General features: G+C 69.5%; 17 protein-coding genes. 10 read left to right on the top strand and 7 right to left on the bottom strand.

Annotation, left to right across the window (positions count from 1 at the left end; all coding sequences use genetic code 11):
* Window positions 1-1,323, top strand: a complete 1,323-nt coding sequence (locus MAE01_RS00815; protein WP_147037656.1) for a coiled-coil domain-containing protein — start codon at window positions 1-3, stop codon at window positions 1,321-1,323.
* Window positions 1,324-1,386: 63 nt separating this feature from the next.
* Here the strand turns inward: MAE01_RS00815 and hpf are convergent, their stop codons facing one another.
* From hpf to mtrA, 5 genes are all read right to left on the bottom strand, one after another.
* Window positions 1,387-2,046: a ribosome hibernation-promoting factor, HPF/YfiA family gene (gene hpf, locus MAE01_RS00810; RefSeq protein ID WP_147037655.1), complete on the bottom strand. Its 660-nt coding sequence runs from the start codon at window positions 2,044-2,046 to the stop codon at window positions 1,387-1,389.
* Window positions 2,047-2,140: 94 nt separating this feature from the next.
* Complete coding sequence (locus MAE01_RS00805) at window positions 2,141-2,800, bottom strand: ComF family protein (protein WP_147037654.1); 660 nt, start codon at window positions 2,798-2,800, stop codon at window positions 2,141-2,143.
* Window positions 2,801-2,886: 86 nt separating this feature from the next.
* The gene (locus tag MAE01_RS00800) at window positions 2,887-4,605 is read right to left on the bottom strand and encodes an LpqB family beta-propeller domain-containing protein (protein WP_147037653.1); all 1,719 of its coding nucleotides are present in this window, start codon (window positions 4,603-4,605) and stop codon (window positions 2,887-2,889) included.
* Entirely contained in the window at window positions 4,602-6,290 is a 1,689-nt protein-coding gene (gene mtrB, locus MAE01_RS00795; RefSeq protein ID WP_147037652.1) for an MtrAB system histidine kinase MtrB, read from the bottom strand. Before mtrB ends, MAE01_RS00800 begins: the two co-directional genes overlap by 4 nt.
* Before the next feature lie 12 nt (window positions 6,291-6,302).
* Window positions 6,303-6,986 (bottom strand): MtrAB system response regulator MtrA, encoded by a 684-nt coding sequence (mtrA, locus tag MAE01_RS00790; RefSeq protein WP_147037651.1) that lies wholly within the window; start codon window positions 6,984-6,986, stop codon window positions 6,303-6,305.
* A gap of 191 nt (window positions 6,987-7,177) precedes the next feature.
* Here mtrA and MAE01_RS00785 point away from each other — a divergent pair, with 191 nt between their 5' ends.
* From MAE01_RS00785 to aqpZ, 8 genes are all read left to right on the top strand, one after another.
* Window positions 7,178-8,434 (top strand): ABC transporter ATP-binding protein, encoded by a 1,257-nt coding sequence (locus MAE01_RS00785; RefSeq protein ID WP_147037650.1) that lies wholly within the window; start codon window positions 7,178-7,180, stop codon window positions 8,432-8,434.
* The gene (locus MAE01_RS00780; protein WP_147037649.1) at window positions 8,431-9,090 is read left to right on the top strand and encodes a DUF4129 domain-containing protein; all 660 of its coding nucleotides are present in this window, start codon (window positions 8,431-8,433) and stop codon (window positions 9,088-9,090) included. Before MAE01_RS00785 ends, MAE01_RS00780 begins: the two co-directional genes overlap by 4 nt.
* Entirely contained in the window at window positions 9,087-10,280 is a 1,194-nt protein-coding gene (locus tag MAE01_RS00775) for a DUF4350 domain-containing protein (protein ID WP_147037648.1), read from the top strand. The genes MAE01_RS00780 and MAE01_RS00775 overlap by 4 nt, the downstream gene beginning before the upstream one ends.
* A 47-nt stretch (window positions 10,281-10,327) precedes the next feature.
* Window positions 10,328-11,251: an AAA family ATPase gene (locus tag MAE01_RS00770; RefSeq protein ID WP_147037901.1), complete on the top strand. Its 924-nt coding sequence runs from the start codon at window positions 10,328-10,330 to the stop codon at window positions 11,249-11,251.
* Window positions 11,252-12,559 carry a DUF58 domain-containing protein gene (locus MAE01_RS00765; RefSeq protein WP_147037647.1) on the top strand — a complete coding sequence of 436 codons (1,308 nt, stop codon included), beginning with the start codon at window positions 11,252-11,254 and terminating at the stop codon, window positions 12,557-12,559. It abuts the gene before it with no gap.
* Window positions 12,560-12,623: 64 nt separating this feature from the next.
* Window positions 12,624-13,061: a Fur family transcriptional regulator gene (locus MAE01_RS00760; protein ID WP_147037646.1), complete on the top strand. Its 438-nt coding sequence runs from the start codon at window positions 12,624-12,626 to the stop codon at window positions 13,059-13,061.
* Between the two features lies 1 nt (window position 13,062).
* Entirely contained in the window at window positions 13,063-14,559 is a 1,497-nt protein-coding gene (locus MAE01_RS00755) for a catalase (RefSeq protein ID WP_147037645.1), read from the top strand.
* A 107-nt stretch (window positions 14,560-14,666) separates the two neighbouring features.
* The gene (gene aqpZ / locus MAE01_RS00750) at window positions 14,667-15,431 is read left to right on the top strand and encodes an aquaporin Z (RefSeq protein WP_147037644.1); all 765 of its coding nucleotides are present in this window, start codon (window positions 14,667-14,669) and stop codon (window positions 15,429-15,431) included.
* On the opposite strand, the gene MAE01_RS00745 is transcribed toward aqpZ, so the two are convergent.
* A complete protein-coding gene (locus tag MAE01_RS00745) occupies window positions 15,432-16,424 on the bottom strand; it encodes a stage II sporulation protein M (RefSeq protein ID WP_147037900.1) in 993 nt (330 codons plus the stop codon).
* A gap of 16 nt (window positions 16,425-16,440) precedes the next feature.
* Between MAE01_RS00745 and MAE01_RS00740 the strand changes: the two genes are divergently transcribed.
* Window positions 16,441-17,250 (top strand): RDD family protein, encoded by an 810-nt coding sequence (locus tag MAE01_RS00740; RefSeq protein ID WP_147037643.1) that lies wholly within the window; start codon window positions 16,441-16,443, stop codon window positions 17,248-17,250.
* Window positions 17,251-17,253: 3 nt separating this feature from the next.
* Here the strand turns inward: MAE01_RS00740 and MAE01_RS00735 are convergent, their stop codons facing one another.
* Window positions 17,254-17,460 (bottom strand): DUF3499 family protein, encoded by a 207-nt coding sequence (locus MAE01_RS00735; RefSeq protein ID WP_147037642.1) that lies wholly within the window; start codon window positions 17,458-17,460, stop codon window positions 17,254-17,256.
* Window positions 17,461-17,475: the final 15 nt, after the last annotated feature.

Raw genomic sequence — 17,475 nt, 5'->3', positions numbered from 1 at the left:
ATGGCTGGTTTCTGGGGTAAGCGCAAACGCGAGCAAGAGGCTGCACAGGCGGCGCAGGACGCCGATCTGGCCCGTCGCGCAGAGCAGGCGCTCGTCGCCGCCGACGAGCGGATCCGCACAGCGGGCGACGAGCTCGCGTTCGCCGAGGCCGAGCTCGGAATCTCGCTCACGAAGGATCTGAAGGCCGCGCTGGACTCGGTCAAGACCCACCTGCGCGAGGCCTTCCAGCTGCACCAGCTCAATCACGACGAGATCCCCGACACCGACGAGGAGCTCCGCACCCGCAACGCCCGCATCGTGCAGCTGTGCGACTGGGCAGAGGACCTTCTCGACGAGAAGACAGCCGCGCTCGCCGATTCGGTCGCCCGCGTGCGGCAGGCTCCGCAGGTCGTCGCGCAGGTGCGCAAGGATGCTGAAGCGCTGACCGCGCGGATCCCGCAGACCCGTGCGACGATCGAACGGCTCACGTCGCGGTACTCAGAGTCGGCGATGCATCAGATCACGGCATCCGCCGATGAGGCCGAGCAGCTGATCGCCTTCGCAACGCATGGCGCAGAGGTGTCCGAGCGGCGCCGAGCGGCACGCCAGAACGAGGAGGCGAACCTCGCGCTGGAGACCGCGACCGAGGCCACTCGACGCGCGAGCGCCCTGCTGGACGCCGTCGAAGACTTCGAGATCGAGGCGCTGCGCGCAGAGTCCACGCTCGCCGAGGTCGTCGCAGACTCGCGCGGAGACATCATCGCGGCACGCACCGCTCCGAAGATCCCCGCTGTGACGGCGGCCGTCACCGATCTCGAACAGGCCCTCGACGCACTCTCGCCCGCAGGAACCCGCAATGACCCGTTCGCCGAGCTCACGCAGCTCCGCACGGCCAACTCCGCCCTGGACGACGCCATTGCCAAGGCGAATTACCGGGCGCAGAACCCGCTGCCTACTGTGGCGCACGTGCAGCACTCGCTGGACGATGCGGACCGTCAGCTGGGCGTCGCCCGCGGACTCATCTCCGGGCACCGCGGCTGGATCGGCGCTGACGCACGCACGCGCTTCGCCGAAGCCGAGCGCCTGCGCATCGACATCCCCGAGATGATCGTCCCCGAAGAGACGCGGGAGCAGGCGATGGCGGCGTCCCGCCGCGTCGCTCAGCTCGCCGCAGAGGCGCTTCAACTCGCACAGCGCGACATCGACTCGGCCCGCCCGCAGCAGCAGGGTTGGGGCGGCGACGGCTGGGGCGGCGGACGCCGCGGCGGCGGCGGCAGCGACATCATGGGCGGCATCATGGGCGGCCTCGTGATCGGCAGCATCCTGGACGGCATCTTCGACTGAAGTCTGGACAGACTCACGGCAGCGAAAAGGCCCGGCACCTCAGTGCCGGGCCTTTTCGCAAGATCAGGACGCCAGGGCTGCCTCCTCGGGCGATGCCTGGGTGGTCAGTGAGATGACGCCGTAGTCCCAGCCCTTGCGGCGGTAGACGACACTCGGGTGATCCGTGCGGGCGTCGACGAACAGGAAGAAGTCGTGGCCGACGAGTTCCATCCGGTCGACCGCCTCCTCGACGGTCATCCACTCTGGGTCGAAATTCTTGGTCCGAATGACGACGGGCGAGTACTCCTCGGCCTCTTCGCTCTGGGTCGGGATGGCTCCGGTGGCGACGGCCTGGAGCACGTCGACGGATGCGGGCTGCACGTCGATGCCCTCGATGGAGCCGCTGCCCTTCTCGTAATGCGCGCCGCGCGGGTGCTGTCGGCCGTCCACGCGCTTCTCCTTGGCGCGCCGGAGCTGTTCGGCCATCTTGTCGACGGCGAGATCGAGGGCGACGAACTTGTCTCCGTCGACGGCCTCCGCGCGGACGACGGGGCCCTTGCCCACAAGGGTGAGCTCGACGGTCTCGTCCGGGACGCGACCTGCGCGGTAGGCGCGATGCGTGACCTTGATATCCAGCCGCTGCGCCCGCGAGGCGAGCTGCTGAACACGGGCGATCTTCTCTTCGACAACGGTTCGGAAGCGATCAGTGATACCCACTCCGACGCCAACGATGCTTGTTTCCATTGCTGCCTCCTTGTCCCGGTCCTCCCGGCCAAGGGCGGACCGTGGTCGCCTTGTGTCCCCCTACCGTAGCCCTCGTTTCCCCGGAAGTCACGAGTCATTCATGATGTGTTTCCCGTGACTCTGTGCGCTTCGGAGTCGCGGCGAGCGCCACCGCCCCGCACACCCGGAATCCCGCCGCCGTGAGCGCGCGGGCTCCCTCATCGAGGGTTGCGCCGGTCGTCACGACGTCGTCGAACAGCACCACGTCGCGGGTGGCCCGGGCGTGTCGCGCGCGCATGCTGCCTTCGACGTTCTGCCTGCGCTGCAGGATGTCGAGTTCCCGCTGGTCTGCGGTGCGCCGCGTCTGCGTCAGCATCCGCACCGTGGCAAGACCCGCTCTGCGCATCAGTAGTTCCGGCACCCGGTAGCCGCGGCGCCGGAACGCCGCCGTGCCCGTCGGCACCGGAACGGTGAGGGCCTCCGGGTGATCGGCGAGCACGAGAGCTGCGGCCTCGGCGAGAGCGGCACCGAGCGGACGGGCCAGCAGGGTCTCGCCGTCCTCCTTCACCCGTCGCAGGCATCGGGCGGCGACGCCTCGGAACGGCAGCGCCGCGAGCACCGGCATCCCGGCGGGGGTCTCGAGGTGCACCGGACGCGCGACGAGCTCCGCTCGGCAGTCGTCGCACAGCAGGGTTCCCGGCGCGTCGCATCCTGCGCAGCATCCGGACAGCACGAAGGCCGCGATCTCGTCCGCCAGGACCGTCCAGTCGACCATGAGCCGATCCTGGCCCTCATCGCGATGTCGCGGTGCCCCACCGGCACCATCTGTGCACGCGGGGCGGCTGTGCAGAACGAGTGCGGCTACTGACCCGCGTGCGTGCCGAGCACGAGCACGTCGGACAGCCCCATCTGCCAGGTCGTGCCGCGCTGGGCGAACAGCACGCCGTCCTCGTCGAGGATGCGTACGGCGGCACTGGTGCGGCCACCGGAGAGCGCCTGCGCGCCGGTCGGCGCCGCAGCATAGGTGCCCGGCCCGCCGACGTCCTGCGTGAGCACCAGCCGGGCCTGCGCATCGTCGACGAGCACGGCGAGAGAGTCCCCGCCGACCCAGGACATCCCGAGCACCGCCCCCTCGACCTGCGCGACCATATGCATCGGGCCGAACTCGACCGGCTCCGCCGCCTCGTCGCGCACGATCGCCGAGAGCACGATCCAGCGCTGGCTGCCGATCGTGACGACCGCCGCGGCACGCACGCCGTCGGCCGCGACGCGGAGCTGTGCGATGGAGGAGGCCTCGGGGAACGCACCGACGACGTCGACGCCGGTGACCTCGGGGCGCCACGCCTTCACAGCATGCGGCGACGCGGAGGGCACCGACCAGGTGTATCCGTAGGGATCCATTGACGGTGCGATCAGTCCGGGCCTGCCGTCGAGCTCGTCGCGCCTGCCGTCCGAGACCGTGTACACCAGGCCGGAGTCGAGTTTCACCGCCGCCCGCGCGTCGTCCGCCGCCACGTCGATGGACGTGACGCTCGGCGCGAGCGCCACGATCTCATCGCTGATCCCGTCCACGGGCACGATCTCGTCGCCGACGTACGCGCCGAACTCGTTCCCGGTCAGCACGACGGGGCTCGTCTCCTGACGCCCTGCGTCGACGACGGTGCGTCCGGCGTCGAGGTCGCGGCCGTTCACGAGGAGCCGCGCCTCGGTGACGCCTGCGGGTCGCAGTGTGGCCTCGAGCTGCGTGCGCATGCGGGACAACTGCGTGGCATCCAGCGTCGCCGCGGCGGCGGTCAGTTCCACCGTCGCCACCTTCTCGGGGCTGATCGGGACCGAGTCACTCGCGAGGGCGACGTCGCCCGGGAACGCGCTGCGCACCGCGGGCGCGAGCCATTCGCTGGGCTCTCCGCTCAACAGCGACTGCGTGAGCGTCGTCGCGATCGTCTGACGGCGCGGATACCACCTGAGGTCCGGCACCAGATGGGTCCAGCTCTGGTCGAAGTACTGCAGCGAGTACCGGCGGAAGACCTGCGGGAACGCCTCGGCATCCAGCACGATGCCGTCGGCGGCCGCCGTGATGCGCCACTCCCCGTCCTCGTTGCGCGCGACCTTGAACGCCGCGACCGAGGCGTCGCCGGGGAGCTCGGCGTAAGCGCCGTCCTCGTCGACGCGCGCCACCTGGTGATCCAGCAGCACCCGCACGTCACCGGAGACCGCGGCATCGCCCTCCTCATCCAGGTCCACGGTGAACTCGCGGGCACCGGCGCCCGAGTCGATCGTGACGCTCTCGCTCGGGCGCCACGTGGCCGCCAGCTCGGGGCTGAGGAACTCCCGCGCGATCGCCCAGCCGTTGTCCGGGGTCAGGGCGGCATCCAGGAAGCCCTCGACGATCTCGCCGGGGCTCGCTCCGGCGAGCGGCCGCGCGGCGATCTGGCTGATGTCCGGATCGAGGTCGGCCTCGTCCAGGGCGAGCCCGACGTTGACCTCGCCCGAGACGGGCAGGCTCGTGCACCCGGTGAGCACCGCCATGAACGCGGCGAGCGCGAGGACGGCGAGACTGCGGTGCCTGCGGCGGGTCATGAGTCGTCTCCGGTGGCTGTGGGAATCGAGTCGGTGAAGTACACCTCGCGCAGCTCGGTCAGCTGAATCGGCTGCGTCATCCCGTTGACGTCGGCGACGTTCTCCTGCGGCTCCAGCGGCACCGGCGACGAGCCGTCCGCGTGGTCGTGGCTGCGTGGGATGGTGAGCACGAAGTTGGTTCCCACCGCCAGCTCGGACCAGACCGCGAGCGTCCCGCCGTGCAGCTTGGCATCGCCGAGTGCGATCGAGAGTCCGAGTCCCGTGCCGCCGATGGTCCGCTGACGTGAAGGGTCCGCGCGCCAGAAGCGGTCGAAGACCCGCTCGGCGTCAGCGGGACTCATGCCGAGCCCGAAGTCGCGCACGCCGACGGCGACGGCGTACTGGTTGCTGTCGACGGTGATGACGATCGGATGCCCCTCGCCGTGCTCGATCGCGTTGCCGATGAGGTTGCGCAGCACCCTGCGCACACGGCGCGCGTCCATGTCCACCGGTGAGTAGCCTCCCGGCGCGACCAGCCGCAGCTCCGACCCTCGCCCCTCCGCCAGCGGCCGCATCTGGTCGATGATGTCCTCCGCGAGCTCTGCGAGGCTGGTCGCCTCCAGCTCGAGCTGCACGGATCCTGCGTCGTAGCGGCTGATCTCGAGAAGATCGCTGAGCAGCGTCTCGAAGCGCTGCACCTGTGTGTGCAGCAGCTCCGTGGTGCGGCTCGTGGTCGCATCGAACTGATCGCGCTGGTCGTTGAGCATGTCGGCGGCGAGCCGAATGGTGGTCAGAGGCGTCCGCAGCTCGTGCGACACATCTGACACGAAGCGCTGCTGCACGAGCGAGAGCTCGCCGAGCTCCTTGATCTGCGACTCGATGCTGTCCGCCATCGCGTTGAACGACTGCGCGAGGGTGGCCAGCTCGTCCTCGCCGTGCACCGGCAGCCGCACCTCGAGATCGCCTGCCGCGAGGCGCGCGCTGGTCTCGGATGCCTCGATGATCGGTTTCGAGACCAGGCGCAGCACGATCCAGGAGATTCCCGCGACGATCGCGATGAGTACGAAGCCGGCCGCCCACAGCGTGCTCTGCACGAACTGCAGCGTCTGCTGCGCGTCGGCGAGGTCGTAGGCGATGTACACCTGGAACGCGCCGATGCCGGGAAGGAACAGCTGCTGGCCGACGACGATGCCGGGCGCGACCGATCCGTCGCCCATGGGGATGGCGATCGACTGCCACGACTGCCGATCGGGGAAGGAGACCACGCGCTCACGGAGGCCCGCGCTGATCGCGTCCTCGCTCAGGCTCGGATCCGTGAGGAATCCGCGGACCCCGCTGCCGACGGGGATCTCGTCGATCTGGAGCGCGATGACGCGCGAGGACGAGGACGCCCGCGGGATCGTCTCCTGCACGTCGCCCCACAGCGCCCGAAGGCCGGAGGGGTTGTCGGTCACCTCGGCGGAGTCGACCCTCTTCTGCGCCTCCGCCACAGCTCGCAGCGCATCGGAGAGCACCTCATCGCGGCGGGATTCGAAGAGGTTGTTCTGGATCACGAGCGCCATGATCACGCTGGTGACGAAGATCGCGAAGGACGTCAGCAGCAGGGTGATGGTGATGGTGCGGAACCGCAGCGAGCGGCGCCAGAGCGTCGTGACCGCCTCCGGCCAGCTTCGCCAGTCGCGCCACAGCGCGGTGGTCGCACTCATCGGCTCTGGTACCTAACTGCTGACGCTGCCGGCCCGGTATCCGACGCCGCGGACCGTCATGACGATCTTCGGCGCGTCCGGGTCGAGCTCCACCTTGGCGCGTAGCCGCTGCACGTGCACGTTGACCAGTCGCGTGTCCGCCTTGTAGTGGTATCCCCACACCTGCTCGAGCAGCATCTCGCGCGAGAACACCTGCTGGGGCTTGGATGCCAGGGCGACGAGCAGCTGGAACTCGAGCGGCGTGAGCGGGATCGGCGTCGTGCCGCGCCGCACCTCGTGCGCGTCGACGTCGACCACGAGATCGCCGATGCGCAGGATCTCGCTGGTCGCCTGGGTTACGGGGCGCAGGCGGGTGCGGATGCGCGCCACGAGCTCCTTCGGGTTGAACGGCTTGACCATGTAGTCGTCCGCGCCGACCTCGAGCCCCCGGACCACGTCGGCGGTGTCGCCGCGTGCTGTGAGCATGATGATCGGGATGCCGGATTCCGCGCGGATCCGCGTGCAGATCTCGATGCCGTCCATGCCAGGGAGCATGAGATCCAGCAGCACCAGATCCGGATGCTGCGTGCGCCACTCCTCGACGGCCTTCGCACCGTCGGCGCAGAAGACGGGCTCGAAGCCCTCGGTGCGCAATACGATTCCGATCATCTCGGCGAGCGCGGTGTCATCATCGACCACGAGGATCCGTGAGGTCATCTGATCCCAGCCCCATCTTTCTACCCAGGCGCGCCGCCGTTCGGGTGAAGGCTGGACGCAGTCATGTTCAGCGTACTTCATGACAACATTTCGATCACGGTAGCGCCTTCGCGCGTTCCCGGTATGCGCCCTCGGGTATGACACGATGGTTCTGCACGTTCGGAGGGAGCTCGATGAGCGCGGGGAGTCAGATGAACACAGCATCCTGGACGCCGGCCGTCAGGCCAGGACTCATCCCGCTTCACCCGCTCACCTTCGGAGCACTGCTGGCGAAGCCCTTCGCCGCTCTCCGCCACAACCCCAAGGTGCTGTTCGGCTTCGCGATCGTCGTGCAGCTGGTCGTCGCCGTGATCACGCTCGTGGTGGTCGGAGGCGTCGCACTCTTCAGCTTCGTGCGGCTGGAGTCGCTCTCCCCGAGCAACCCCGATTTCTATCCGGTGATGTGGGGAACCATCGCGATCAACGGCCTCGTGGTCCTGGTCATGGGTTTCGTGAGCCTCGCTTTCACGGCGGTCATACAGGGCGTGGTCGCCGCAGACATCGGCCACGCCGCCCTCGGCGAGAAGCCGACGCTCGGCCGGCTGTGGCAGATCATGCGGCCCTCGTTCTGGCTTCTGGTCGGATGGAGCGTCCTGCAGGCTCTCGCGGGGATCGTGCTCGTCCTCGTGATCGGCGGCATCATCGTCCTGGGCGTGACCGCCGGTGCCGACGGCTCGGCCGGAGGCGTCGCGCTCTCGGTGGTGATCGGCATCCTCCTCGTGCTCGCCGCGATCCCGCTGTGGGTGTGGCTGAGCACCAAGCTGCTGCTGGTGCCCTCGGTGCTCGTCCTCGAGCGGGCTCGGCTCCGCACGGCGCTGGTGCGGTCGTGGCGTCTGACCCGCGGACGGTTCTGGAACACGTTCGCCGTGATCTTCCTCATCAACATCATCATGAGCGCCGCCGTCAGCATCGTGAGCTTTCCCCTTTCGCTGCTCGGCTCGCTCTTCGTTCCCGTCATCGCCCCCACCAGCGGCAACGATGCCGCCGAGATCGCCGGCATCCTCATCGCCACCGTCGCGCCGCAACTGCTGGTGTACGTGCTCCAGGCCGTCGCCATCGTCGTCCAGTGCGCCGCAGCCGTCTTCATCTACCTCGACTGCCGGATGCGGTACGAGGGACTCGACCACAGCCTGATCCGCCATCTGGAGCGCCGCGAGCTCGGCGCGACGCCGGAGCAGCTCGGCGATCCCTTCGCCGTCGATCCTGCGCGCGCCGTGAGCAGCGCCCCGCCGCCGAAGCCCGCACCGGCGTATGCCGCGCCGCCTGTGGGCTGGGGGCAGTACCCGGCTCCTGCGACACAGGCCGCTCCTCCTCCGCCGCCACCGGCATCCCCGACGTCGCCACCGGCGTCGCCGGCGTCGCCGGCCGACCAGGGTCCGTGGGCAGCGCCCGGATCCGGCGGAGCATGATCCCTCTCACGGCCGATCCCTACGCCCCGGACGGCGACGAAGCACGCCGCTGGGCCGAGGAGGAACTGCAGAATCCACGCTACGCGGACGCGAAGCCGACCTGGTTCGACTACCTCGCGGAGGATGTCGCCGAGTTCATCAACGGACTCTTCTCGCCTGACACCGGGCAGCAGGTGGGCAGCACGGCGCTCGTGATCGTCGCCGTCGTGATCGTCGCGGCACTCATCACCGTGCTGATCCTGTGGGGCCGGCCGCGCGCAGCGCGCCGTGTGAAGCGCCGCGGCGTCGATCTCCTCGGCGAGCGCGACGACCGCACCGCCGCTCAGCTCCGCGCTGAGGCCGAGCGCAGGGCTCGTGACGGCGATTGGGACACTGCCACAGTGCTCCGGTTCCGCGCACTCGCACGCGGTCTGCTCGAGCGCGACATCATCGACCCGGCCCCCGGCGCGACCGCGCAGGCGATCGCGCGCGAGGCCGCCTCGGCCCTCGCCGCCCATCACGTCGAACTGACCGCGGCGGCCGGAACCTTCGACCAGGTGCGCTATCTGCGCCACCCCGCCACCGAACAGAGCTACCGAGACCTCGCCGCGACCGACGACCTGGTCTCGACGACGCGTCCTGTCGCCGGACGCGAGCCCGCGGCGGTGACCTCGTGACGGGCACGGCGGCGACCAGCACGGCAGCGATCGGCACGGCGGTACGCGAGAAGGGGCGGCTGCGCTCCGCCCTCGGCTGGCTGGCGATCGCGGCGGCGGTGATCGTCTTCGCGCTGCTGATCGGCGCGCTGAGCTTCGGCGCACCCGATTCCCGCGGAGCCCTCGACCCGGAGAGCGCCAAGGGTTCCGGAACGCTCGCCCTCGCCGAACTGATGCGCGATCAGGGCGTCGAGATCACCGTCACGCGCACCAGGACGGACGCGATCGCCGCGATCCGCGACGACAGCACTCTGGTGATGGCCGACCCGTTCTCCCTGTCCGACGAGGCCGTAGAGGCACTGATCGAGCCGGCGGACCGCACCGTGTTCCTCTCCAGCGCCTCCCGTCTGCTGCGACTGCTCGACCTCGGCGAGAACGCCGCCCCGCCGACATCCGGCGCGTTGGACGCACGATGCGACCTGTCGGAGTTCGCGAACGTCGGCGCCGTGCAGCCCGATCGCTTCTTCTCCCCCGCCGACGGCGTCACCGGATGCTTCCAGAGCGACGGGGCCGCCGGCCTGCTGGTGGACGATCGCACAGGCGACCTCACGGCGCTGATCGAGGGCGTGCGGCTGTTCGGCAACGAGCATCTCGCCGAGAACGGCAACGCCGCACTGGGCCTCGCGCTGCTCGGTCAGACCGGTCACGTGGTCTGGTACGTGCCGTCGTTGGCCGACAGCGACCTCGAGGCGCAGTCCCCCGACACCCTCGCCACGCTCACGCCGGAGTGGGTGACCCCGGCCATCCTGCTCCTGCTGCTGGCGGGCATCGTCGCGGGCATCTCGCGCGGCCAGCGATTCGGACCGCTCGTGACAGAGACCCTGCCGGTCACGGTGCGAGCCTCCGAGACCATGCACGGCCGGGCCCGTCTCACCGCGAAGGCCGGCGACGCAGCCCATGCCGCCGCCGCTCTGCGCGACGGCTCACTGCGCCGCCTCGCCGCACGCCTGGGGCTGACAGCCCGTTCGACGGCCGCGGAGATCGCGGACGCGGCATCCGACCGGCTGCGCATCCCGCGCGGCTCGCTTCACCAGCTTCTCGACGGCCCGCTGCCGGGGACGGACGCCGAGCTCGTCGACACCGCTCGCCGACTGGCAGAACTCGAGGCGGCCGTCGACACCGCCGTCCACGTGGAAAGGAACACAGAGTGACCGACACAACCACGACCGAAACAGACGAGGCGCAGCTGCGTCAGGCCATGCACCGCGTGCGCGCCGAGGTCGACAAGGCCGTCATCGGACAGGCCGGCACCGTCACCGGGCTCCTGGTCTGCCTGCTCTCGCGCGGCCACGTGCTCCTGGAAGGCGTTCCCGGCGTCGCCAAGACTCTCGTGGTCCGGGCCTTCGCCCGCGCGCTGGGCCTGGACACCAAGCGCGTCCAGTTCACCCCCGACCTCATGCCGGGAGATGTGACCGGCTCGCTCGTGTACGACGCGCGCACCGGCGAGTTCGAGTTCCGTCAGGGACCGGTGTTCACCAACATCCTGCTCGCTGACGAGATCAACCGCACGCCCCCGAAGACCCAGGCGGCGCTGCTGGAGGCCATGGAAGAGCGTCAGGTGTCGGCCGACGGCGCCAGCCGCGACCTGCCCGATCCCTTCCTCGTCGCAGCCACGCAGAACCCGATCGAGCACGAGGGCACCTACTCGCTGCCGGAGGCGCAGCTGGACCGGTTCCTCATGAAGCTGGTCGTCGGGATGCCCGAGCGCGATGCGGAGGTCACCGTGCTGCGGCTGCACGCCGGCGGGTTCTCGCCGCGTGCGCTCACCGGCGTCGAGCCGACCGTCACGGCGGATGAGATCCGCGCCGCTCAGGATGCCGCGGCCCGCGTCGAGGTCACCGACGAGGTGCTCGGGTACGTCGTCGACCTCGCCCGCGCCACCCGCCAGTCGCCGTCCGTGCTGCTGGGCGCGAGCCCGCGCGCGTCGACCGCGCTGCTGGCCGCCGCGAAGGCCTGGGCCTGGCTGAACGGTTCATCGGCGGTCACCCCGGATCACGTGCAGACGATGCTGGTGCCGGTGTGGCGGCACCGGCTGCAGCTGCGTCCGGATGCCGAGATGGAGGGCGTGTCGGCGGATGCTGTGCTCGCCTCGGTGATCCAGCAGACGCGGGTGCCGATCTAAGTGTTCGTCTCCGGTCGCCTCGCCCTGCTCATCGGACTCGGGGTCGTCCCGGTCGTGGCTCTCGCCATGGCCGGTGTCCCGGTGTGGGTCGCGGTCGCGGGCTGGCTGGTGCTGTGCGGCATCCTGCTGGCGATCGACGTTGCGCTCGCGGCGAGCGCGCGGCAGATCACGTTGACCAGGCGGGTGCCGGCGCGTGCGCGCATGGATGAGCCGATCGACGCCTCGGTCGCCCTGCACAATCACGGTGCGCGCACGCTGCACGCGCTGGTCCGCGACGCCTGGCAGCCGACCGCGGGGGCGAGCGCCGAACGGCTGAGCATCGTGGTGCCGCCAGATGAGCGACGCCGCGTGACGATTCCTCTGCTTCCGCGGCGCCGGGGCGAGCTCGTGAGCGAGTTCGTCTTCGTCCGCTCCCGCGGTCCGCTGGGGCTCGGCGGGCGGCAGGCACGGCACGACGTGCGGGGCGCCATCCGGGTACTGCCGGCGTTCGCCTCGCGCAAGCATCTGCCCTCCCGCCTGGCCAGGCTGCGCGAGCTGGACGGCAACACCAGCATCCAGGTGCGCGGCCAGGGCACCGAGTTCGATTCCCTGCGCGAATACGTGCGGGGCGACGACGTGCGCTCGATCGACTGGCGCGCGACGGCACGCGCCGGCACCACGATGCTGCGCACCTGGCGTCCGGAGCGCGACAGGCACGTCGTCATCGTCATCGACACGGGACGGACCGCGGCCGCTCGCGTCGGCGACGGCACACGACTGGATGCCGCGCTCGAGGCGTCGTTGCTGCTGGCTGCTCTCGCGTCACGCGCCGGCGACCACGTGCACCTGCTGATGTACGACCGGGTCGTGCGGGGACGGGTGACCGGTGTCGACGGGCCGGGACTGCTGCAAGCGATCACCGATGCGATGGCGCCGGTGCACGCGCGCCTGGTCGACACGGACTGGGGCGGAGCGTTCGCCGCGATCCGCACGCTGACGACGCGCCCCTCACTGGTCGTCGTGCTCACCGCCCAGGATGCCGCGGAGTCCGCGCGCAGCTTCCTCGGCGCATTCCCGAACCCATCGCGCGCCACGACGGTGCTGGTGGGATCGGTGACCGATGACGCGGTCGGGACGCTGGCGACGAAGCGCGATTCCCGCGAGGACATCTATCTCGCCGCAGCAGCCGAGCGCACGCTGCGTGATGCGGAGAATGTGGCCGACGCCATCCGCCGCGCGGGCGGCGAGGCGATCGCCGCCGATCCGGAGAGTCTGCCGCCGAAGATCGCCGACCGATACCTCGAGCTGAAGGCGGCCGGGCGGCTGTAGATCCGATCTAGACCTGACCGATTCCTTTTTGTGAATGATTCAGAAAAAGGGTAGGCTCGATGCCATGACCACCGCCGCGCCCCCCGAAGCCACCGAGCGCCTGCGCGCCGCTGGCCTGCGCGTCACGGTGCAGCGCGTCGCGGTTCTCGAAGCCCTCGCCGTCCACCCGCACGCATCGGCGGACACCGTGTTCTCCTCCCTGCGCGAGACGCTGAGCGGCCTGGCACTGCCCACCGTCCACGGCATCCTCGGCGACCTCACGGGCGCCGGCATCGTTCGCCGGGTGAGCCTGCCCGACGCCGGCAGCGCGCTCTACGAGGTGCAGGACGAGTTCGACAACCACCACCATCTGCAGTGCGTCGAGTGCGGCCGCGTCGAAGACGTCGCCTGCGCCACCGGCGAAGCACCCTGCCTGCATCCGTCCCACGACCACGGGATGCGGATCATCGAAGCCTCTGTGACCTACCGAGCCATCTGCTCCGATTGCGAAAGGAACAAGTGAAATGACAGACAACGCTTTCACTACCACCCAGACTGGAACCCCGGTCGCCAGCGATGCACACTCGCTGACCTCCGGTCCCGACGGCATCACCGCCCTCCACGACCGCTACCTGGTCGAGAAGCTCGCCTCCTTCAACCGCGAGCGCGTGCCGGAGCGCAACCCGCACGCCAAGGGCGGCGGAGCGTTCGGTGAGTTCGTCGTCACCGAGGACGTCTCGCAGTACACCCGCGCTTCCGTCTTCCAGCCCGGCGCGAAGAGCGAGACGCTGATCCGCTTCTCCTCGGTCGCCGGCGAGCAGGGCTCCCCCGACACCTGGCGCGACGTCCGCGGCTTCTCGCTGCGCTTCTACACCACCGAGGGCAACCTCGACATCGTCGGCAACAACACCCCGACGTTCTTCCTGCGCGACGGCATGAAGTTCCCCGACTTCATCCACTCGCAGAAGCGCCTGACCGGCTCCGGCCTGCGCGACGCCGACATGCAGTGGGACTTCTGGACCCTCTCCCCCGAGTCGGCCCACCAGGTCAGCTACGTCATGGGCGACCGCGGCCTGCCGCGCTCGTGGCGTCACATGAACGGCTACGGCTCGCACACCTACCAGTGGGTCAACGAGGCCGGTGAGCGCTTCTGGGTGCAGTACCACTTCCTGACTCAGCAGGGCGTCGAGCCGATGTTCGCCGACGAGGCCGAGCGCATCGCCGGTGAGGACGCCGACTACTACCGCCGCGACCTGTACGAGGCGATCGAGCGTGGAGAGAACCCGTCCTGGGACGTCTACGTCCAGGTCATGCCCTACGAAGAGGCCAAGACCTACCGCTTCAACCCGTTCGACCTGACCAAGACCTGGTCGAAGAAGGACTACCCGCGCATCAAGGTCGGCACGTTCACGCTGAACCGCAACCCGCAGAACTTCTTCGCCGAGATCGAGCAGGCTGCCTTCTCGCCCGGCAACCAGGTTCCCGGGACCGGCATCTCGCCCGACAAGATGCTGATGGCCCGCGTGTTCTCCTACCCGGACGCGCAGCGCTACCGCATCGGCACGAACTACAACCAGCTGCCGGTCAACCAGCCGCACGCCGCCCACACGAGCAACTACATGCACGAGGGCAACATGCAGTACCACTACAACACCGCAGAGCACCGGGTCTACACCCCGAACTCGTACGGTGTCGCCGGCGGCCCGCAGGCCGACCCGCAGCGCGGTGTCGAGGCGAGCTGGGAGAACGACGGCGCACTCGTGCGCTCGGCTGCGACCCTGCACTCGGAGGACGACGACTTCGGCCAGGCTCGCACGCTGATCAACGACGTCTTCAGCGCCGAAGAGCGCCAGCGCTTCGTCGAGACCCTCACCGGTCAGTACAACGCGCTGACGGTTCCCGCCATCCAGGAGCGCTTCTTCTGGTACTGGGGCCAGGTCGACCAGCAGCTCGCGGACGACGTCCGTGCTCTGGCAGGTCTCCCCGTCGGCGAGCCGGAGCCGGTCGGAGTCGGCGACTGATCGCCTGACGAACATTCCCGCGTGGGGTCGGATGCTTCGGCATCCGACCCCACTATCATGTGCGGTGAATTCGATCGCTTCGAATCGAACCGACGAGAGGGAATCCCATGAGCGAAACGCTCGCCGAAGCCGCGGCTCCGGTCCCATCCACTGGCGCAAAACTCACCGCTGAGGCGCTCGGCACCTTCCTGCTGGTCCTCGGCGGCGTCGGCACCGCGCTGTTCGCGTCCAACCACTTCACCGACCCGGGCTCAGGCTCGGCCGTCTACGTGGCGGTCGCACTCGCGTTCGGCCTGACGGTCGTCGTGGGCGCATACGCCTTCGGCCCCGTCTCCGGCGGCCACTTCAACCCCGCCGTCACGCTCGGGGTCGCGGCCGCAGGCCGGCTCCCGTGGCGTGAGGTACCCGGCTACATCATCTCGCAGGTCGTCGGCGGCGTGGTCGCCAGCACGATCCTCGTGCTCATCGGATTGTTCGGTCCGGACGGCTGGCTCACCGGTGCTCAGGATGCCGGCTTCGCCAGCAACGGCTGGGGCGAGCACTCCCCCGGCGGCTTCGGTATGTGGGCCGCCATCATCGTCGAGATCGTCCTGACGGCGATGTTCCTGTTCGTGATCCTCGGCACGACGCACAAGCTGCGCCCCACGCCCTTCGCCGGCCTCGCGATCGGTCTCACGCTGACCCTCATCCACCTGATCAGCATCCCGGTCGACAACACGTCGGTGAATCCGGCCCGCTCGATCGCGGCGGCCGTCTACGGCGGGGTCGGCCCGCTGTCGCAGCTGTGGGTGTTCATCGTGTTCCCGATCGTCGGGGCGATGATCGCCGGCCTGGCGTACAAGACGCTGCTGGACGGTACGCAGAAGTTCTGATCAACCCGCGGTGAGCTGCGGGGTGCCGGCTTCGTACTCGAGGAGGTCCCCGCGCTCACCGCGACGGTACGCGCGACCGCCGACCAGCAGCATGTAGACGAGGAAGACCGCGAGCGCCGCACCGCCGATCCCGATCTTCACGGGCCACGGCAACGACCAGCCGGTGACGAATCCTTCGACGAGGCCTGACAGGAACAGCGCGAACACGAGTCCTATCGCGACGGTCGCCAGCGCTCTGCCCTCCTGGGCGAGCGCAGCGCCTCGGATGCGATGCCCCGGTGCGACCCACGCCCAGAACAGGTGCAGGCCGGCTGCGGCGGCGACGAAGATGCTGGTCAGCTCGAGCATCCCGTGCGGCAGGATGTAAAGCACCATGACGTCCAGGCGATCGTGCGCGGCCATCACGGCGGCGGAGACGCCGAGCCCGAAGGCGTTCTGCACGATCACGTAGACGGGCCAGATGCCCGTCACCCCGAACAGCACGCACTGCGCGGCGATCCAGGCGTTGTTGGTCCAGACCATTCCGGCGAAGACTGCCGCCGGGTTCTCGGTGTAGTACTCGGTGAAGCTCTCGTCGGCGTACTGCTGGAGGAAATCGGCGGGCCCGAGCGTCGCCACCAGCGCAGGGTCGGAGGCTATCCACGCGCCGACACCGGCCGTGATCGCGATGAACACGAGCGCGATCACCAGCGTCGTCCAGCGCAGCCGGTACAGTGCTGCAGGCAGCTGATCGGCGAAGAACCGCGCGATCTGCGTGAGGATGCTGTCGGAAGCACCCGTCAGACGCAGCCGCGCCTTCGACAGCACGGACGACACGTACGCCCCCTGCGGCGAGTCGCCCACCGAGGTCTTCAGCTCGGCGAGATCCGCGGATGCCGCGCGGTACCGCACGATCAGCTCGTCGACACCGTCGCCGTCCAGACGCGACCGGCTGAGTTCGCCGAGGCGATCCCATTCCGCGCGGCGCGCATCGGCGAGAGCATCGGCATCCACCTGATTTACTGTACTCATGTCCACGCCGATCGACACCGCCGACGAGGTGCTCTCCGGCGAAGCGGTCGCCATCGATGTGCAGCCGCTCGGGTTCTTCATGCGCGCGCTCGGCGCCCTGATCGACATGATCGTCGGGTGGGTGCTGTTCCTGCTGTTCCTGTGGCTGCGGACGTGGCTGCTGTTCGCCGGCATCGTCGACACCTCGATCGACGGCATCCTCAGCATCGCGGCGATGGTGGTGTGCTTCGTCGTCGTGCCGATCGTCGTCGAGCTCGCCCTCCGCGGACGCAGTCTCGGCAAGCTCGCCGTGGGCGGGCGGATCGTGCGCCTCGACGGCGGGGCGGCCGGGTTCCGGCATGCGTTCATCCGCGCCCTGATCGGCGTGCTGGAGATCTACATGACCTTCGGTGCGGTGGCGATGCTGTCGGGCGCCTTCACCGCGCGCTCCCAGCGACTGGGCGACCTGGTGGCGGGCACTTACAGTCAGCGGGTGCGCACCCCGAAACTCGTCCCGCTCGCCGCTGTGATGCCGCCTGCGCTGGCAGGCTGGGCGCAGATCGCGGATGTGGCGCGGATGCCGGACCGTCTCGCCCGGCGCATCTCGCAGTTCCTGCAGCACGCCGCACGCATGTCGCCGCCGGCACGGGCTCGGGTCGCGCAGGACCTGGTGGCGGAGTCCGCCGTCTACATCTCACCCCAGCCCGCGGCGCACCCCGAGCAGCTACTGATCGCGATCACCGTGCTGCGACGTCAGCGCGAGCGTCGGGCGCTGGCGATCGCGGACGCGAGAGCCGAGCGGCTCACCGGACGCCGCGTCGGCGTGTAGCCCTCAGGCCCGCAGCGCCTCGTGCCGGACGACGATCCATCCGGCGGGGACCGAGAGTCGGTCCGCGTGCTGCGCGCACAGATCATGCGCGTGCGGGTGATCCGTGCCGCCGAGCGGCCCGAGAGCCGCCATCTGATCGCCGTAATCGAACGTCAGCGTCGCCACGGCCTCGCGTGCGCAGGTCACCTTAGAGCAGAGTCTTCCGTCCATCTCTGTCAGCGTAGG

Source organism: Microbacterium aerolatum (genome assembly GCF_007988825.1).
Taxonomy (GTDB): domain Bacteria; phylum Actinomycetota; class Actinomycetes; order Actinomycetales; family Microbacteriaceae; genus Microbacterium; species Microbacterium aerolatum.
The sequence above is the reverse complement of the archived record's forward strand: the minus strand, read 5'-3'. Positions and strand labels throughout refer to the sequence as shown.

Coding starts and splice junctions, on each gene's coding strand:
- MAE01_RS00815 (WP_147037656.1), top strand. CDS start 1: ATGGCTGGTTTCTGGGGTAAGCGCAAACGCGAGCAAGAGGCTGCACAG.
- hpf (WP_147037655.1), bottom strand. CDS start 2,046: ATGGAAACAAGCATCGTTGGCGTCGGAGTGGGTATCACTGATCGCTTC.
- MAE01_RS00805 (WP_147037654.1), bottom strand. CDS start 2,800: ATGGTCGACTGGACGGTCCTGGCGGACGAGATCGCGGCCTTCGTGCTG.
- MAE01_RS00800 (WP_147037653.1), bottom strand. CDS start 4,605: ATGACCCGCCGCAGGCACCGCAGTCTCGCCGTCCTCGCGCTCGCCGCG.
- mtrB (WP_147037652.1), bottom strand. CDS start 6,290: ATGAGTGCGACCACCGCGCTGTGGCGCGACTGGCGAAGCTGGCCGGAG.
- mtrA (WP_147037651.1), bottom strand. CDS start 6,986: ATGACCTCACGGATCCTCGTGGTCGATGATGACACCGCGCTCGCCGAG.
- MAE01_RS00785 (WP_147037650.1), top strand. CDS start 7,178: ATGAACACAGCATCCTGGACGCCGGCCGTCAGGCCAGGACTCATCCCG.
- MAE01_RS00780 (WP_147037649.1), top strand. CDS start 8,431: ATGATCCCTCTCACGGCCGATCCCTACGCCCCGGACGGCGACGAAGCA.
- MAE01_RS00770 (WP_147037901.1), top strand. CDS start 10,328: ATGCACCGCGTGCGCGCCGAGGTCGACAAGGCCGTCATCGGACAGGCC.
- MAE01_RS00760 (WP_147037646.1), top strand. CDS start 12,624: ATGACCACCGCCGCGCCCCCCGAAGCCACCGAGCGCCTGCGCGCCGCT.
- MAE01_RS00755 (WP_147037645.1), top strand. CDS start 13,063: ATGACAGACAACGCTTTCACTACCACCCAGACTGGAACCCCGGTCGCC.
- aqpZ (WP_147037644.1), top strand. CDS start 14,667: ATGAGCGAAACGCTCGCCGAAGCCGCGGCTCCGGTCCCATCCACTGGC.
- MAE01_RS00740 (WP_147037643.1), top strand. CDS start 16,441: ATGTCCACGCCGATCGACACCGCCGACGAGGTGCTCTCCGGCGAAGCG.
- MAE01_RS00735 (WP_147037642.1), bottom strand. CDS start 17,460: ATGGACGGAAGACTCTGCTCTAAGGTGACCTGCGCACGCGAGGCCGTG.